At 59.5% G+C, this 15,038-nt stretch carries 13 protein-coding genes; 6 read left to right on the top strand and 7 right to left on the bottom strand.

Annotated elements, in window-relative coordinates; genetic code table 11:
* Window positions 1-110: 110 nt before the first annotated feature.
* The 3 genes from AC1RL4_RS05070 to AC1RL4_RS05060 are packed head-to-tail and all read left to right on the top strand — an operon-like array spanning window position 111 to window position 4,914.
* Window positions 111-1,076 (top strand): HlyD family secretion protein, encoded by a 966-nt coding sequence (locus AC1RL4_RS05070; RefSeq protein WP_019580536.1) that lies wholly within the window; start codon window positions 111-113, stop codon window positions 1,074-1,076.
* Window positions 1,073-3,796, top strand: a complete 2,724-nt coding sequence (gene rbbA / locus AC1RL4_RS05065; RefSeq protein WP_230173257.1) for a ribosome-associated ATPase/putative transporter RbbA — start codon at window positions 1,073-1,075, stop codon at window positions 3,794-3,796. The genes AC1RL4_RS05070 and rbbA overlap by 4 nt, the downstream gene beginning before the upstream one ends.
* Window positions 3,796-4,914, top strand: a complete 1,119-nt coding sequence (locus tag AC1RL4_RS05060; protein ID WP_019580534.1) for an ABC transporter permease — start codon at window positions 3,796-3,798, stop codon at window positions 4,912-4,914. Before rbbA ends, AC1RL4_RS05060 begins: the two co-directional genes overlap by 1 nt.
* Window positions 4,915-4,974: 60 nt before the next feature.
* On the opposite strand, the gene AC1RL4_RS05055 is transcribed toward AC1RL4_RS05060, so the two are convergent.
* The gene (locus AC1RL4_RS05055) at window positions 4,975-5,382 is read right to left on the bottom strand and encodes a flagellar basal body-associated protein FliL (protein ID WP_019580533.1); all 408 of its coding nucleotides are present in this window, start codon (window positions 5,380-5,382) and stop codon (window positions 4,975-4,977) included.
* A gap of 150 nt (window positions 5,383-5,532) precedes the next feature.
* Between AC1RL4_RS05055 and AC1RL4_RS05050 the strand changes: the two genes are divergently transcribed.
* Together AC1RL4_RS05050 and glpT are read left to right on the top strand one after the other, a co-directional pair.
* Window positions 5,533-6,510 carry an NADPH:quinone oxidoreductase family protein gene (locus AC1RL4_RS05050; protein WP_019580532.1) on the top strand — a complete coding sequence of 326 codons (978 nt, stop codon included), beginning with the start codon at window positions 5,533-5,535 and terminating at the stop codon, window positions 6,508-6,510.
* 203 nt (window positions 6,511-6,713) lie between these two features.
* Window positions 6,714-8,063 carry a glycerol-3-phosphate transporter gene (gene glpT, locus AC1RL4_RS05045; RefSeq protein ID WP_204124173.1) on the top strand — a complete coding sequence of 450 codons (1,350 nt, stop codon included), beginning with the start codon at window positions 6,714-6,716 and terminating at the stop codon, window positions 8,061-8,063.
* Here glpT and AC1RL4_RS05040 read toward each other — a convergent pair.
* Window positions 8,039-8,707, bottom strand: coding sequence for a gamma-glutamylcyclotransferase (locus AC1RL4_RS05040; protein WP_019580530.1), 669 nt, complete (start codon window positions 8,705-8,707; stop codon window positions 8,039-8,041). The two genes, glpT and AC1RL4_RS05040, sit on opposite strands and share 25 nt — an antisense overlap.
* A gap of 385 nt (window positions 8,708-9,092) precedes the next feature.
* Here AC1RL4_RS05040 and AC1RL4_RS05035 point away from each other — a divergent pair, with 385 nt between their 5' ends.
* On the top strand, window positions 9,093-9,536 hold the full coding sequence (locus tag AC1RL4_RS05035; protein ID WP_019580529.1) for a hypothetical protein: 444 nt from the start codon (window positions 9,093-9,095) through the stop codon (window positions 9,534-9,536).
* A 14-nt stretch (window positions 9,537-9,550) separates the two neighbouring features.
* Here the strand turns inward: AC1RL4_RS05035 and AC1RL4_RS05030 are convergent, their stop codons facing one another.
* From AC1RL4_RS05030 to AC1RL4_RS05010, 5 genes are all read right to left on the bottom strand, one after another.
* Window positions 9,551-10,519, bottom strand: a complete 969-nt coding sequence (locus tag AC1RL4_RS05030; protein ID WP_019580528.1) for a CDP-6-deoxy-delta-3,4-glucoseen reductase — start codon at window positions 10,517-10,519, stop codon at window positions 9,551-9,553.
* The gene (gene ubiD / locus AC1RL4_RS05025) at window positions 10,519-11,985 is read right to left on the bottom strand and encodes a 4-hydroxy-3-polyprenylbenzoate decarboxylase (RefSeq protein WP_019580527.1); all 1,467 of its coding nucleotides are present in this window, start codon (window positions 11,983-11,985) and stop codon (window positions 10,519-10,521) included. The genes AC1RL4_RS05030 and ubiD overlap by 1 nt, the downstream gene beginning before the upstream one ends.
* Window positions 11,986-12,123: 138 nt before the next feature.
* On the bottom strand, window positions 12,124-13,383 hold the full coding sequence (rho, locus tag AC1RL4_RS05020; protein ID WP_007899384.1) for a transcription termination factor Rho: 1,260 nt from the start codon (window positions 13,381-13,383) through the stop codon (window positions 12,124-12,126).
* 247 nt (window positions 13,384-13,630) lie between these two features.
* Window positions 13,631-13,960 carry a thioredoxin TrxA gene (trxA, locus tag AC1RL4_RS05015; RefSeq protein ID WP_003206727.1) on the bottom strand — a complete coding sequence of 110 codons (330 nt, stop codon included), beginning with the start codon at window positions 13,958-13,960 and terminating at the stop codon, window positions 13,631-13,633.
* A gap of 120 nt (window positions 13,961-14,080) precedes the next feature.
* Complete coding sequence (locus tag AC1RL4_RS05010) at window positions 14,081-14,788, bottom strand: FadR/GntR family transcriptional regulator (RefSeq protein ID WP_019580526.1); 708 nt, start codon at window positions 14,786-14,788, stop codon at window positions 14,081-14,083.
* Between the last annotated feature and the right edge of the window lie 250 nt (window positions 14,789-15,038).

Here is a 15,038-nt window from a genome sequence, read left to right as displayed (position 1 = left end):
CACGCAGGCTTACCTTGCCAACCGGTCAAGCTTGCCCTTCAGTTGACTAACATCAAGGTGCTCAGGCGCGTTCCTGTCAGACTGGGACGCTATAGACGCAGGATGCCGACATGTCGACGCACAGCCGTTCTTCGCTTTTCTTCGTTTTTTTACTGGGGGCTGTATTGCTGGCCGCCGGAGGGTTTGGTTATTGGCGGTCGACCGTTAACCGACTGCCCCAAGGGTTGTCTGTCGGCAATGGTCGACTTGAAGCCACTGAAGTGCAGATCGCCAGCAAAACACCCGGTCGATTGGCTGAAGTGCTGGTGGACGAAGGCGACAAGGTAACCCAGGGGCAACTGCTGGCCCGCATGGACACCCGTACCCTCGAAGCCCAGCGCAACCAGGCTGAAGCCGAAGTGATACGCGCCCGGGAAAATCTTTCCGCGGCCCAGGCCAATGTGAAACTGCGCCAGAGCGAGCAACTGCTTGCCCAGCAAGAGCTCAAGCGCTCCCAGGCATTGTTCAATCGCGGTTTCGCCAGCGGCCAGATCATCGACCAACAGCAGTCACGCTTCGACACCGCCAACGCGGCTGTTACTGCGGCCCGCGCACAGGTGTCCGCCGTCGGCGCCGCCATTGGCGCTGCACAGGCGCAAGTGGCTCAGTTAAACAGTGAAATCGACGACAGCAGTTTGCGAGCCCCCATCGACGGGATAATTCAGCTTCGCATGGCCGAACCCGGGGAAGTGCTCGGCGCCGGAGGGCGAGTGTTGCTGCTGATTGACCCGAATGACCAATACATGAACCTCTACCTTGCAGCCTCCGTCGCCGGACGCCTGGCGGTCGGCGATGAAGCGCGGATCCTGTTGGACGCCCTGCCTGACCAGCCGTTGCCGGCAAAAATCAGCTTCGTGGCGGCCAAATCGCAGTTCACGCCCAAAGAAGTCGAGACCCGCGATGAACGTCAGAAACTGGTGTTTCGGGTCAAGCTACGCCTGACCCGTCCCAGCGCCGTGCCCCAGGCCAAACCGGGGATGCCCGGCAATGGCTACGTGCGCACCGCTCCCATTGACTGGCCGGCCAATCTTCAATGACCGGCCTGGCACTGCATGCCACCCGCCTTCGGCACCGCTATGGCGAACGGCATGCGCTGACCGACATCACGCTCAGTCTGCCCACCGGTACCCGGTGTGGGTTGATTGGCCCGGATGGCGCCGGCAAATCCAGCCTGCTGGGATTGATCGCCGGCGTGAAGACGCTACAGGAGGGCCAACTGGAAGTGCTCGGCGGTTCGATCCAGGACCGGCGCCACCGCAACAGCCTCTACTCGCGCATCGCGTTCATGCCTCAAGGTCTGGGCGGCAACCTGTACCCTGATCTGTCAATCCGCGAGAACATTCACTTCTTCGCCACGCTGTTCGGGCTGTCCGCGGCCGAAAGCGATCAGCGCATGCACAGCCTGCTACAGGCCACCGATCTACTGCGATTTGCCGAGCGCCCGGCCGGCAAGCTGTCGGGCGGAATGAAACAGAAGCTCGGACTCTGTTGCGCACTGATCCATGAGCCGGATTTGTTGATCCTCGATGAGCCGACCACTGGCGTCGACCCTTTGTCCCGACGGCATTTCTGGGAGTTGATCGATGACGTTCGGCGCCAACGCCCGCAACTGACACTACTGGTCGCCACCGCGTACATGGAAGAGGCCGAGCAGTTCGAACACTGCCTGATGCTCGACGGCGGCAAACTGATCGCCGCCGGTTTGAGCCGCGATCTGGCGGCGGTAACCCCCAGCGGCAAGCTCGATGAAGCCTTCACTCACTTTCAGGGTGACACCGGCCACGACAACCAGCCGCTAGTGATCCCTCCCCGAACCAATGCTACGGCCGACATCGCCATCCAAGCCCATGACCTGACCCTGCGCTTCGGCGATTTCACCGCTGTGGATAAAGTCAGCTTCGCCATCGGCCGCGGCGAGATCTTCGGGTTTCTGGGCTCCAACGGCTGCGGCAAAACCACCACCATGAAAGTGCTTACCGGACTGATTCCGGCCAGCGAAGGCAGTGCCACGCTGCTGGGCAACCCAGTGAACGCCAAGGATCTGGCCACCCGCAAGCGCGTCGGCTTCATGTCTCAGAGCTTCTCGCTCTATGGCGAGCTCAGTGTGCGGCAGAACCTGGACCTGCATGCGCGACTGTTCGATCTGCCCCAGGCCGACAGCACTCAGCGCATCGACGAATTGATCCAGCGCTTCAGCCTGGCCAGCGTCGCCCATCAGCCGTCCGGTGCATTGCCGCTGGGTCTGCGTCAACGATTATCCCTGGCGGTGGCGGTGCTGCATCGCCCGGAAGTGCTGATCCTCGACGAACCTACCTCCGGCGTCGACCCGGCGGCGCGGGACGATTTCTGGCGACTGCTGATCGAACTGTCCCGTGAACAGGACGTGACGATCTTCCTGTCCACCCATTTCATGAACGAAGCCCAGCGTTGCGACCGCATCTCATTGATGCACGCAGGCAAGGTTTTGGCCTGCGACACCCCGGCAGCACTGCAACAGCAGTTCAACGGCCAGACACTTGAGGCCGCATTCGTCACCTGCCTGGAACAGGCCCAGAGCCCGGGCGCGACAGAGGCGCCACCAACGCCCATCGACACAACGCTCGCACCCACCCCATCGATGAAAGACCGTCGCTTCAGCTTTGGGCGACTGCGGGCATTGGCGAGCCGTGAAGGCAAGGAACTGCTGCGCGATAGAGTACGCCTGGCCTTCGCGCTGCTCGGGGCGATGCTCATGATGGTGATTTTCGGCTATGGCATTTCCCTGGACGTGGAGAAACTCGCCTTCGCGGTCTACGACCAGGACCAGACCCCGCAAAGCCGGGCTTATCTGGAGGCCTTCCGCGGCTCCCGTTACTTCGACGAACAACCCCCGATAAGCGATCCGGCGCAGTTGCATCGACGACTGCAGCGCTCGGAAATCAAACTGGCGCTGGAGATTCCCCCCGGATTCGGTCGGGATCTGTTCGCCGGTCGCCAGCCTACGGTGGCGGCCTGGCTCGACGGCGGCATGCCGTTTCGCGCTGAAACCAGCCGCAACTATGTGGAAGCGGTACACCAGGCCAACCTGGAGCAACTGGCGGATCAGTCCAGTCCCGCACCAGCCCGGCAAGCGCCAGCCAAACTGGAAACCCGTTTCCGCTACAACCAGGATGTCGTCAGCGTCAACGCCATCGGCCCTGGAGTGATGGCGCTGATCCTGGCGTTTATCCCGGCCATGCTGACTGCGCTGGGCATTGTGCGGGAGAAGGAACTGGGCTCGATCACCAACTTCTACGCCACACCGCTGACCCGCCTGGAGTTCCTGTTAGGTAAACAGGTGCCGTATCTGGCCGTCAGTCTGATCAATCTCGCCGTGCTGACAGCCATGAACCGCTGGCTGTTCGGCGTGCCTTTCAAGGGCAGCGCATTGACCCTGGCCTTCGGCGGATTGCTCTACGTGCTGGCGACTACCAGCATGGGCCTGTTGATTTCGGCGTTCACCCGAACCCAGATCGCCGCGATTCTCGGCACCATGATCATCACCAGCCTGCCGACCATCCAGTTTTCCGGTTTGATCGTGCCGCGATCGTCCCTCGATGGTGCGGCCGCGGTCATGGGGATACTGTTTCCGGCAGGCTATTTTCTCGATATTGCTGTCGGCACCTTTACCAAGGCGCTGGATATCCGGCAGTTGTGGCCACAATGCCTGGCACTGTTCGGGTTCTTTCTCGGGTTCACCGGGCTCAGCCTGGCCATGCTGAAAAAGCAGGAGGTCTGATGCATAAGCTTGCGCACATCCTGCGTCTTGGCCTCAAGGAACTCACCAGCCTGCGACATGACAGTGTATTGCTGCTGTTCCTGTTCTACGCCTTTACAGTGGCGATCTACATGCCGGCCGCGGGCTCAGTGATCGGCGTGCACAACGCCAGTGTGGCCATGGTCGATGAAGATCACAGCCCCATGTCACGCCAACTGGCCCAGGTTCTGCGGCCGCCGGAATTTCAACCGCCGGTGCCGCTGCCTTATGGTCAGCTGGACGAGGTGCTGGACAACGGGCGGTACACCTTCGTGATCAATGTTCCAGCCAATTTTCAGGCCGATCTGCTGGGCGGCCACCAGCCGGCGGTGCAGGTCAACGTCGACGCCACGGCCATGAGCCAGGCGTTCATGGGGGCAGGCTATATCGGGAGGATTTTCCAGCGCGAGCTGCTGACCTACAGTGGCCAGAGCGATGCGGCGAGCCAGACACCCGTGCGGCTGACAACACGAGCGCTGTTCAATACCAATCTGGAGGGTGGCTGGTTCCTGGCGGTGATTCAGATCGTCAACAACATCACGATCCTGGCCATCATCCTGACGGGCACGGCGCTGCTGCGTGAACGCGAGCACGGCACCCTCGATCATTTGCTGGTGCTGCCACTGACGGCACTGGAAATCATGCTGGCGAAAGTCTGGAGCAACATGCTGGTGGTGGTGTTGTGCACCTGGGTGTCGCTGGAAGTCATTGTCAAAGGCGCTCTTGGCGTGCCGCTGGCCGGCTCCATGAGCTTTTTCTTGCTGGTAACGGCAGTTTATCTGTTCGCCAGCACGGCGCTGGGGATATTCCTCGCGACCCTCGCCCGCTCGACACCGCAGTTCGGCTTGTTGGCGATTCCGGTGATTATCCCGATGTTGCTTCTTTCCGGGGGCAGTACGCCTCTCGACAGCATGCCGCAATGGCTGCAATGGGTGATGCAGGGCTCGCCATCGACGCACTTCGTCAGCCTCAGCGCCGCGATACTGTTTCGCGACGCCGGCATCGGCGTGGTCTGGCCGGACTTGCTGGCATTAAGCGCCATCGGCCTGCTGTTCTTTACCATTGCACTGCTGCGGTTTCGCAAGAGCCTGGCGTCCTGAAGGGCCGAGTCGCCCTTCGCGGGCAAGCCCGCGAAGGGGCCGCCCCAGACAACAAAAGTCTTACTGGATAATGAGGTTGTTGAACAACAGATCCTCAACCACCGGTTTGCCAGTCTCGTCGTTCATCACTTGCTGGGTCTGCTTCAAGGCTTCCTGACGCAGCTTTTCCTTGGCTTCGACGTTGTTCATGGTTTCAGTGGTCTGCTGGGCAAACAACGCCACCAGCTGATTGCGGATCAACGGCTCATTGGCCTTCACCGCCTTGGTCGCCTCGTCACCGGTCACCCGTAGCGCCACATCGGCCTTGTAGACCTTGAGCTTCGGCGTGCCATCCAACCCATAGTTGCCCACGAACGGCGGGCTCAGGGTGATGTAGTTGACCTTCGGGGCTTCACCTTCTTTGGCTTCTTCGGCCATCGCTGCCACAGGCAGAGACAGGGCCAGCATCAACATGATCCACGCTTTCACAATTCGCTCCTTATCCGGTTTGCGGCCTAGCATAACGACCCGCCGCTCAAGCACAAGCTTATGGCTGACTATCAGGGCCGGGCATGCTCGTTGACCCGTTAACTCACACACCTACACTTATCGGCCATCACTCCCAAAGGAATAGCCCTGATGAAAGCCGTGCTGTGCAAAGCCTTCGGCCCTGCCGAATCGCTGGTGCTGGAAGACGTCGCCAGCCCCGCCCCGAAGAAGAACGAAATCCTGCTGGACGTGCACGCCGCCGGGGTGAATTTCCCGGACACGCTGATCATCGAGGGCAAATACCAGTTCAAACCGCCCTTCCCGTTTTCACCGGGTGGCGAAGCGGCTGGCGTGGTCAGCGCTGTGGGGGAAAAGGTCAGCCACCTCAAGGTCGGTGACCGGGTCATGGCCCTGACTGGCTGGGGCAGTTTCGCCGAGCAGGTCGCGGTGCCGGGCTACAACGTGCTGCCGATCCCGCCATCGATGGACTTCAACACTGCTGCCGCTTTCAGCATGACCTACGGCACTTCGATGCACGCCCTCAAGCAACGGGGCAACCTGCAACCCGGCGAAACCTTGCTGGTGCTCGGCGCGTCCGGCGGCGTCGGCCTCGCCGCCGTGGAAATCGGCAAAGCCATGGGCGCCCGGGTGATCGCCGCCGCCAGCAGTGCGGAAAAACTCGCGGTAGCCAAAGCCGCCGGCGCCGATGAGCTGATCAACTACAGCGAAACCAGCCTCAAGGACGAAATCAAACGCCTGACCGACGGCCAGGGCGCCGACGTGATCTACGATCCGGTGGGCGGCGACCTGTTCGACCAGGCCATCCGCGCCATCGCCTGGAACGGCCGTCTATTGGTGGTCGGTTTCGCCAGCGGACGTATCCCCGAACTGCCAGTGAACCTGGCACTGCTCAAAGGTGCCGCAGTGGTCGGCGTGTTCTGGGGCTCGTTTGCCCAGCGCCAACCACAGGACAACGCGGCGAACTTCCAGCAGTTGTTTCACTGGTTCGCCGAAGGCAAGTTGAAGCCGCTGGTGTCGCAGGTGTATCCACTGAGCAATGCGGCGCAGGCGATCAATGATCTTGGCCAGCGCAAGGCAGTGGGGAAGGTGGTCGTGCAGGTTCGCTGATCGTTTTCCAGCCAGGTCGCAGACTGCGACCTGGCTCCGTCATCCCCGTACCGACTCTCATTTATACCTGAGCGACATGTTCATAAAGGAACATGCAATCTCCAACATTTCCGCTGTTTTGCCGATGCGAACCGGTGCTATTTTCGGTAACGAAACTGTAACATTCGCATCCGCAGTCAAAACAAGAAATCTGGAGCTCTTGAATGTTTGCTTTCTTTCGTCCTGCCGCACATCAGGCTCCATTGCCTGAAGAAAAAATAGACAGCACCTACCGACGCCTTCGCTGGCAGATCTTCGCCGGGATTTTCATTGGCTATGCCGGTTACTACCTGCTGCGCAAGAACTTCACCCTGGCGTTCCCGGACCTGATCGCCCAAGGCTATACAAAAGGCCAGCTGGGTGTGGCGATGTCGGCGATTGCAATCGCCTATGGCCTGTCCAAGTTTCTGATGGGCATCGTGTCCGACCGCTCCAACCCGCGTTACTTCCTGCCCTTTGGCCTGGTGGTGTCCGCCGCGGTGATGTTCGTTTTCGGTTTCGCACCTTGGGCCACGTCCAGCGTGACCATGATGTTCATCCTGCTGTTCATCAACGGCTGGGCACAAGGCATGGGGTGGCCGCCGAGCGGGCGAACCATGGTGCATTGGTGGTCGCAGAAAGAGCGTGGCGGTGTGGTTTCGGTCTGGAACACCGCGCATAACGTTGGCGGTGGCTTGATCGGCCCGCTGGCGATTCTGGGCATGGGCTGGTTCAACGACTGGCACAGCAAGTTCTACGTACCGGCTGCCGTGGCGCTGTTGGTCGCCGTGTTTGCCTTCATTGTGATGCGCGATACTCCGCAGTCGACGGGCCTGCCGCCGATTGAGAAGTACAAAAACGATTACCCGGAAGGCTACGACGCCAGTCACGAAGAGGAATTCAGCGCCAAGGACATCTTCGTCAAATACGTGCTGCGCAACAAAATGCTCTGGTTCATCGCACTGGCTAACGTTTTCGTCTACCTGCTGCGCTACGGCATTCTGGACTGGGCGCCGACCTACCTCAAAGAGGTCAAGCACTTCGACTTCGACAAGACGTCGTGGGCTTACTTCCTGTACGAGTGGGCGGGCATTCCCGGCACGCTGCTGTGCGGCTGGATGTCGGACAAGATCTTCCGTGGCAACCGTGGCCTGACCGGCATGGTGTTCATGGCGTTGGTGACCGTTGCGACGATCGTGTATTGGCTGAATCCGCCGGGCAACCCGATGATCGACATGATCTCGCTGTTCGCTATCGGCTTCCTGATCTACGGCCCGGTGATGCTGGTCGGCCTGCAGGCGCTGGAACTGGTGCCGAAGAAGGCCGCGGGTACGGCCGCAGGCTTTACCGGCCTGTTCGGTTACTTGGGTGGTTCCGTCGCGGCCAGCGCCATGATGGGCTACACCGTGGACTATTTCGGCTGGGATGGCGGCTTCATTCTGTTGGTCGTTGCCTGCCTGCTGGCGATGGCGTTCCTGGCACCCACCCTGGGCCACAAAAACGCCGCCAGTCAGGGCCGCGAAGCGCTCGCCTGATCTGCCTTTGATTTGCAGCGCTTGAGCCGCGCCTCCAGATTCCGGTCTGGCATGGCGTGGCTACGCAGGGCGTGGGCGGTCTGCTCGACATACTCGCGAGTGGTGCCATAGCGCCCGCAAGCGTTCTCGAATACCTGGCTCAGCACGTGATCTGGCAGGTTGCCGGCATAGCTGGGCAGGTGCCGCTCCAATACAAATCCCAATGCCTGAACCTGGTTTCCGTTTTCAAGACGGCAGTTGAGCCAGTGTGGACGATAGGAAGGGAATGGCATCTCGCGCTGCCAGAGCGCATAAAGTGAAGCCTCGAGTTGTTCTTCGGGCAAGCGATAGGCGAACCCGCTGCACGAACCACCGCGATCCAGGCCAAATACCAGCCCCGGCACTTCCGGCGTGCCGCGATGCTCGTGGGACCACAGGTACAAACCACGATGGTAGCCATGCACCCGGCCGCGCACTCGCTCAACCGCCACACATTCAGGCCGCCAGATCAGCGAACCATACGCGAATAGCCAGACCGGCCCACCCTTGTGGCGCGCCATGGTCGACTGCATCGAGCTGAGCAATTGTTCGTGTGTAAGCTGCGGCCCCAGATCGAGCCGCGGAGGGTAAGCCAGATTCAAAAAAGCAGATTCGATGGCGCTCATGGCAATGAAATTTCGGCCCAGCAATTATTACAAAATATAAACAACTTTCACTTCATAGAACATATAGCAGTAATACTAAAACGAAAAGTACTAAGCGCCCTATGACCTTGCGCCCCCCATAAAAAATCCAATACTGAAGCTGGAGGGCTTGGCTATATACCCTAATATCATTTAAGAGAATTCTTAAATACCAGAACGAAATATACATAAGCATTCGGCGCGTCTAGGATAAAGCTCACTTAGGAGAAAACACCTACAAACCCTTCGGATTTACCGCCTACCCATTGCAGCTTTACGTCGCGTATAACGGCCACCCAAAGACGCAAACCAAACTGCCTCAAAGGCCTGAATAATGAAAACACCATGGATTTACGGGTTACTTCTAATGCTCACGGCGCAGCACTCGCTGGCCGAGGACACCTCTGCGAAAGACACCGGCTCCTGGTATTTGCAGGCCAGCGTCTATACCAGACACTTCTCCCCCGACTCCGACCACAATAACAATCAGGACCTCATCGGTCTTGAGCGCGAGCAAGCGTCCGGTTGGTTGTTTGGTGGCGCAACTTTTCGCAACTCGTTCAGCCAGCGTTCATATTATGCGTATGCGGGCAAACGCTACGAGAGTGCTGACTATCCCGTGTACATAAAACTCACCGGTGGTCTGTTGCAAGGTTACAGCGGCAAGTCTCAGGACAAGATCCCTCTGAATCACTTCGGGGTCGCGCCGGTGATCATTCCTTCAGTCGGGGCACACTACGGACCATTGGCAGCCGAGCTGGTATTGCTCGGCTTCAATGCCGCCATGGTGACAACCGGGGTGCGCTTCTAGAACGGTTCACGCACCTATGATCGCGGGGCGTAAGCAAATACATCGGCACGCATTTGATGGGCATCCATCCCCGCTTCGACCAAAGCATCGAGCGTGCCATAGACCATGGCTGGAGAGCCGCTGGCATAGACGTGCAGTGCTTTCAGATCAGGGAAATCTTCACACACCGCCTCATGCAACATGCCGCAACGCCCCTGCCAACCACATTGATCGCTGACGACTTTATGCAGGAACAGATTGGGCAGCTTCAGCCATTCATCCCAATGTTCGATCTCATAAAAGTCTTCGGGACGACGTACGCCCCAATACAGGTGCACCGGATGCTTGAAGCCCGTGGCGCGACAATGTTCGATGAGGCTGTGGATCTGGCCCATGCCGGTACCGGCAGCAATCAGTACGAGAGGACCGTTCGGCAGTTCCGCCAGATGGGTGTCGCCGAACGGCATCTCGATCCGCACCATCGGGTTGCGTTGGAGCTGTTCGATCAGGCTCAGCGCGCTGCTTTCGCGCGCCAGCACATGAATTTCCAGGTCGCGGCCGGAATGCGGTGCTGAGGCCAGGGAAAAAGCGGATTTCTCGCCATTCTCACGCTCGATCATCAGGTACTGGCCGGCGTGATAGCGCGGTGGCTTGCCCGCTGGCGCACGCAGACGCACGCGCCAGGTATCGCCACCGACGTCCCTGCATTCAATGACCTGACACGACACGCTGCGCACCGGCAGTTCTCCCAGCGCGAGCACGCCATCCCACAACACGATGCAGTCTTCCAGCGGCTCTGCAATGCAAGTGTAGAACTCGCCATGGTCGCGCACATCGCCAGCCTGTTCGACCCGCCCTTCCACCAGCAACGCGCCGCACACATGGCAATTGCCGTTACGACAGCTTTGCGGGCATTCATAGCCCAGGCGACGCGCGCCATCGAGAATCCGCTCGCCGGGCAGAATCTCAAGCACTGCTCCGGAGGGCTGCAAGGTTACACGCATCAATCTATTCCTAACTGATTCCAGATGGCATCGATCCGTTGGGTAACGGCTTCATCCTTGACGATGACCCGGCCCCACTCGCGGGTGGTTTCGCCTGGCCATTTATGCGTGGCATCGAGCCCCATCTTCGAACCCAGGCCGGAGACCGGCGAGGCGAAGTCCAGGTAGTCGATCGGCGTGTTGTCGATCATCACCGTGTCGCGCTTGGGGTCCATGCGCGTGGTGATGGCCCAGATCACGTCGTTCCAGTCCCGTGCGTTGATATCGTCGTCGGTGACGATAACGAACTTGGTGTACATGAACTGTCGCAAAAACGACCAGACACCGAGCATTACCCGCTTGGCGTGGCCGGGATACGACTTCTTCATGGTCACGATGGCCATGCGGTACGAGCAGCCTTCGGGCGGCAAGTAGAAGTCAGTGATCTCCGGAAATTGCTTCTGCAGGATCGGCACGAACACTTCGTTCAGCGCCACACCGAGAATCGCCGGCTCATCCGGCGGACGGCCGGTGTAGGTGCTGTGGTAGATCGGCTTGATCCGATGGGTGATGCGCTCGACGGTGAACACCGGGAAGCTGTCGACTTCGTTGTAGTAGCCGGTGTGGTCGCCGTACGGACCTTCATCGGCCATTTCGCCCGGATGAATCACGCCTTCGAGGATGATTTCAGCCGTGGCCGGTACTTGCAGGTCGTTGCCGCGGCATTTCACCAGTTCGGTGCGATTGCCCCGCAGCAGACCGGCGAAAGCGTATTCGGAGAGGCTGTCCGGCACCGGTGTCACGGCGCCAAGAATGGTGGCCGGGTCAGCGCCCAGCGCCACGGACACCGGGAACGGCTGGCCGGGGTGTTTTTCGCACCATTCGCGGTAATCCAGCGCGCCGCCACGGTGGCTCAACCAGCGCATGATCACCTTGTTGCGACCGATCACCTGTTGACGGTAGATGCCGAGGTTCTGGCGATCCTTGTTCGGACCTTTGGTGACAGTCAGGCCCCAAGTGATCAGCGGGCCGACATCGCCTGGCCAGCAGGTCTGCACCGGCAACATCGCGAGGTCGACATCGTCGCCTTCGATGACCACTTCCTGGCACACCGCGTCTTTGACGACTTTCGGCGCCATCGAGATGATCTTGCGAAAGATCGGCAGCTTGGACCAGGCGTCCTTCAAACCTTTCGGCGGCTCGGGCTCCTTGAGGAACGCCAGCAACTTGCCGATTTCGCGCAACTCGCTCACCGCCTCTGCACCCATGCCCAGCGCCACGCGCTCAGGCGTACCGAACAGATTGCCGAGCACAGGGATGTCATAACCCGTGGGCTTTTCGAAAAGCAGGGCCGGGCCTTTGGCGCGCAATGTGCGGTCGCAGACCTCGGTCATTTCGAGCACTGGGGACACCGGAACCTGGATGCGCTTGAGTTCGCCGCGCTGTTCCAGGCCGCTGATAAAGTCGCGCAAGTCGCGATACTGCATGCGTGAGCCTCGTTTTGGCCGTGGCGTTCGGGGGTGGCAGTTTAGCGCCGAACCCCTCAGTTCAGAACCACGAACTGCCGTTGATCAAAAATCAGATAGCAAAAAGCCGGGTTTCCCCGGCTTTTTGGCCTGTTCGACTTACTTGCGCTTCATCGACAGGAAGAACTCGTCGTTGGTCTTGGTCTGTTTCAGCTTGTCGACCAGGAACTCGATGGCAGAGACTTCATCCATCGGGTGCAGCAGTTTGCGCAGGATCCACATACGCTGCAGTTCGTCGTCGGCTGTCAGCAACTCTTCGCGGCGAGTACCGGAACGGTTGATGTTGATGGCCGGGAACACACGTTTTTCGGCGATCTTGCGATCCAGAGGCAGTTCCATGTTGCCGGTGCCTTTGAATTCTTCGTAGATCACTTCATCCATCTTCGAACCGGTTTCAACCAGCGCGGTAGCGATGATGGTCAGCGAGCCGCCTTCTTCGATGTTCCGTGCAGCACCGAAGAAACGTTTCGGTTTCTCCAGGGCGTGGGCATCGACACCACCGGTCAGCACCTTGCCGGAGCTCGGGATCACGGTGTTGTAGGCACGCGCCAGACGGGTGATGGAGTCGAGCAGAATCACCACGTCCTTCTTGTGCTCGACCAGGCGCTTGGCCTTCTCGATCACCATTTCGGCAACCTGCACGTGGCGGGTTGGCGGCTCGTCGAACGTCGAGGCAACCACTTCGCCGCGCACGGTGCGCTGCATTTCGGTCACTTCTTCCGGACGCTCGTCGATCAACAGCACGATCAGATGAACTTCAGGATTGTTACGCGCGATGTTTGCCGCGATGTTCTGCAGCATGATCGTTTTACCGGCTTTCGGCGGAGCAACGATCAGGCCGCGCTGGCCTTTGCCGATCGGGGCGCACAGGTCGATGACACGACCGGTCAAGTCTTCGGTGGAACCGTTACCGGCTTCCATCTTCATGCGCACGGTCGGGAACAGCGGGGTCAGGTTCTCGAAGAGAATCTTGTTTTTCGCGTTCTCGGGACGATCGTAGTTGATCGTGTCGACCTTGAGCAGCGCGAAATACCGCTCGCCTTCCTTCGGAGGACGGATCTTGCCAACGATGGTGTCACCGGTGCGCAAGTTGAAGCGACGGATCTGGCTCGGCGAGACGTAGATATCGTCCGGGCCGGCGAGATAGGAAGCGTCAGCGGAGCGCAGGAAGCCGAAGCCGTCCTGGAGAATCTCCAGCACGCCATCACCGGAGATTTCCTCGCCGCTTTTAGCGTGCTTTTTGAGCAGGGAGAAAATCACGTCCTGCTTGCGCGAACGGGCCATATTTTCTATGCCCATCTGTTCGGCCAATTCGAGCAGTTCGGTAATCGGCTTTTGCTTGAGTTCAGTCAGATTCATATAGGAATGACGTAATCATTTATGGAGGGGGGAAATTAAGCTTTTGGCTTAATGAGGCCGCGCCGCAGAGAAGGCGACAGGATCGCGTACTTATTCGAAAAGGAGTGCGTCGGCGACGGCTAGCAGGGGGCAGTGGAGAAACCAGTGCGGGGCCGAATGTACCACCTGAGTTTCGGAGCGTCTAGCCCTCAATAACGAAAAGGCCCCGCATAATGCGGGGCCTTTTCATGACGCTTTATAACAACGCTTAGATGTTGGCGTCGAGGAAAGCGGCCAATTGCGACTTCGACAGCGCACCGACCTTGGTGGCTTCGACGTTGCCGTTCTTGAACAGCATCAGCGTCGGGATACCACGCACGCCATGCTTGGCCGGGGTTTCCTGGTTCTCGTCGATGTTCAGTTTGGCAACGGTCAGCTTGCCTTTGTAGGTCTCGGCAATTTCGTCCAGGACAGGAGCGATCATTTTGCAAGGGCCGCACCACTCAGCCCAGTAGTCGACCAGTACAGCGCCTTCGGCCTTGAGTACGTCGGCCTCGAAGCTAGCGTCGCTAACGTGTTTGATAAGATCGCTGCTCATGGAAGTCTCCAGGTTGTAAGCAAAAAAACGTGGCCCATCATAGCTGCCCTTCCCCCGTTCAGGAAGCCGCAGATGATTGAGTCTCGCTATGGTGGCCCATGAATTTGGGTATAGCTCAAGTCACGAGGTGGCGGGAGCGACGAAGGCAATCCCAGTGCGCAGGGCGGCGTTGCGCACATGCTCCTGCATGGCCTTCTGTGCGGCACCGGACGATCGGCGCGCCAGTGCACGGAGGATTTTACGGTGTTCCTGCCAGGTTTCCATGGCCCGTTCGGCCCGGATGAACGGTAGCTTCTGGCTCTCCAGAAAGATGTCGGCGCTGGCTGTCAGGATGCTCAGCATCGCCTGATTACCGCTGGCCAGGAGGATGCGCCGGTGAAACTCGAAGTCCAGTCGCGCCGCTGCATCGAAGTTGGCGGCACGCAGTTCGTTGCGCATGGCGGCGACGTTGTCTTCCAGGGCATCAAGATCCTCGGTGCTCAGGGTCACGGCCGCCAAACCCGAGGCAAAACCCTCCAGCGCATAGCGCAACTGGAAGATGTCCAGCGGCGATGCCTGGGCCGCGAATGGCCAGCCCGGCACCGCATCGCCCCGGGGCAGATCGACCGGTGACTGCACGAATACGCCCTTGCCCGGCTGGATGCTGATCACGCCCAGCGCACTCAGGGACGACAACGCCTCGCGCAACGACGCCCGGCTGACCCCCAATTGCACCGCCAGGTCCCGTTGCGAGGGCAAGGCATCACCCGCCCCGAAACCTTGCTCGGTGATCAGTTTGCGGATGGCTTGCAGCGCCACTTCAGGTACTGCGCGGGAGATCGAGTTCATGGTTTCTTCAGACGAACCAGGCCAATGAGCGGCTAGTTGTAAAGCTATTCGCGACGTCCGGCAAGTCGTGCCCCATGGGGGTTCGGGAGTTTTCACGGTTGCGCCATCAAGGTGCGAAATGCCACTCAACTGTTCAGACCAGTAAGACCGAGCAACACCAGCAAAACCGTGGCCTGCAACCCCTGAAACCGAATCTTGGCATGGCCCGTGCTCTGTCGATCCGCAGAAATCACTTCCCGCCGATCCGGAG

Source organism: Pseudomonas sp. GW822-FHT07A10, assembly GCF_058798795.1.
Note: the sequence above shows the minus strand (reverse complement) of the source record. Positions and strands in the feature narration are given on the sequence as shown.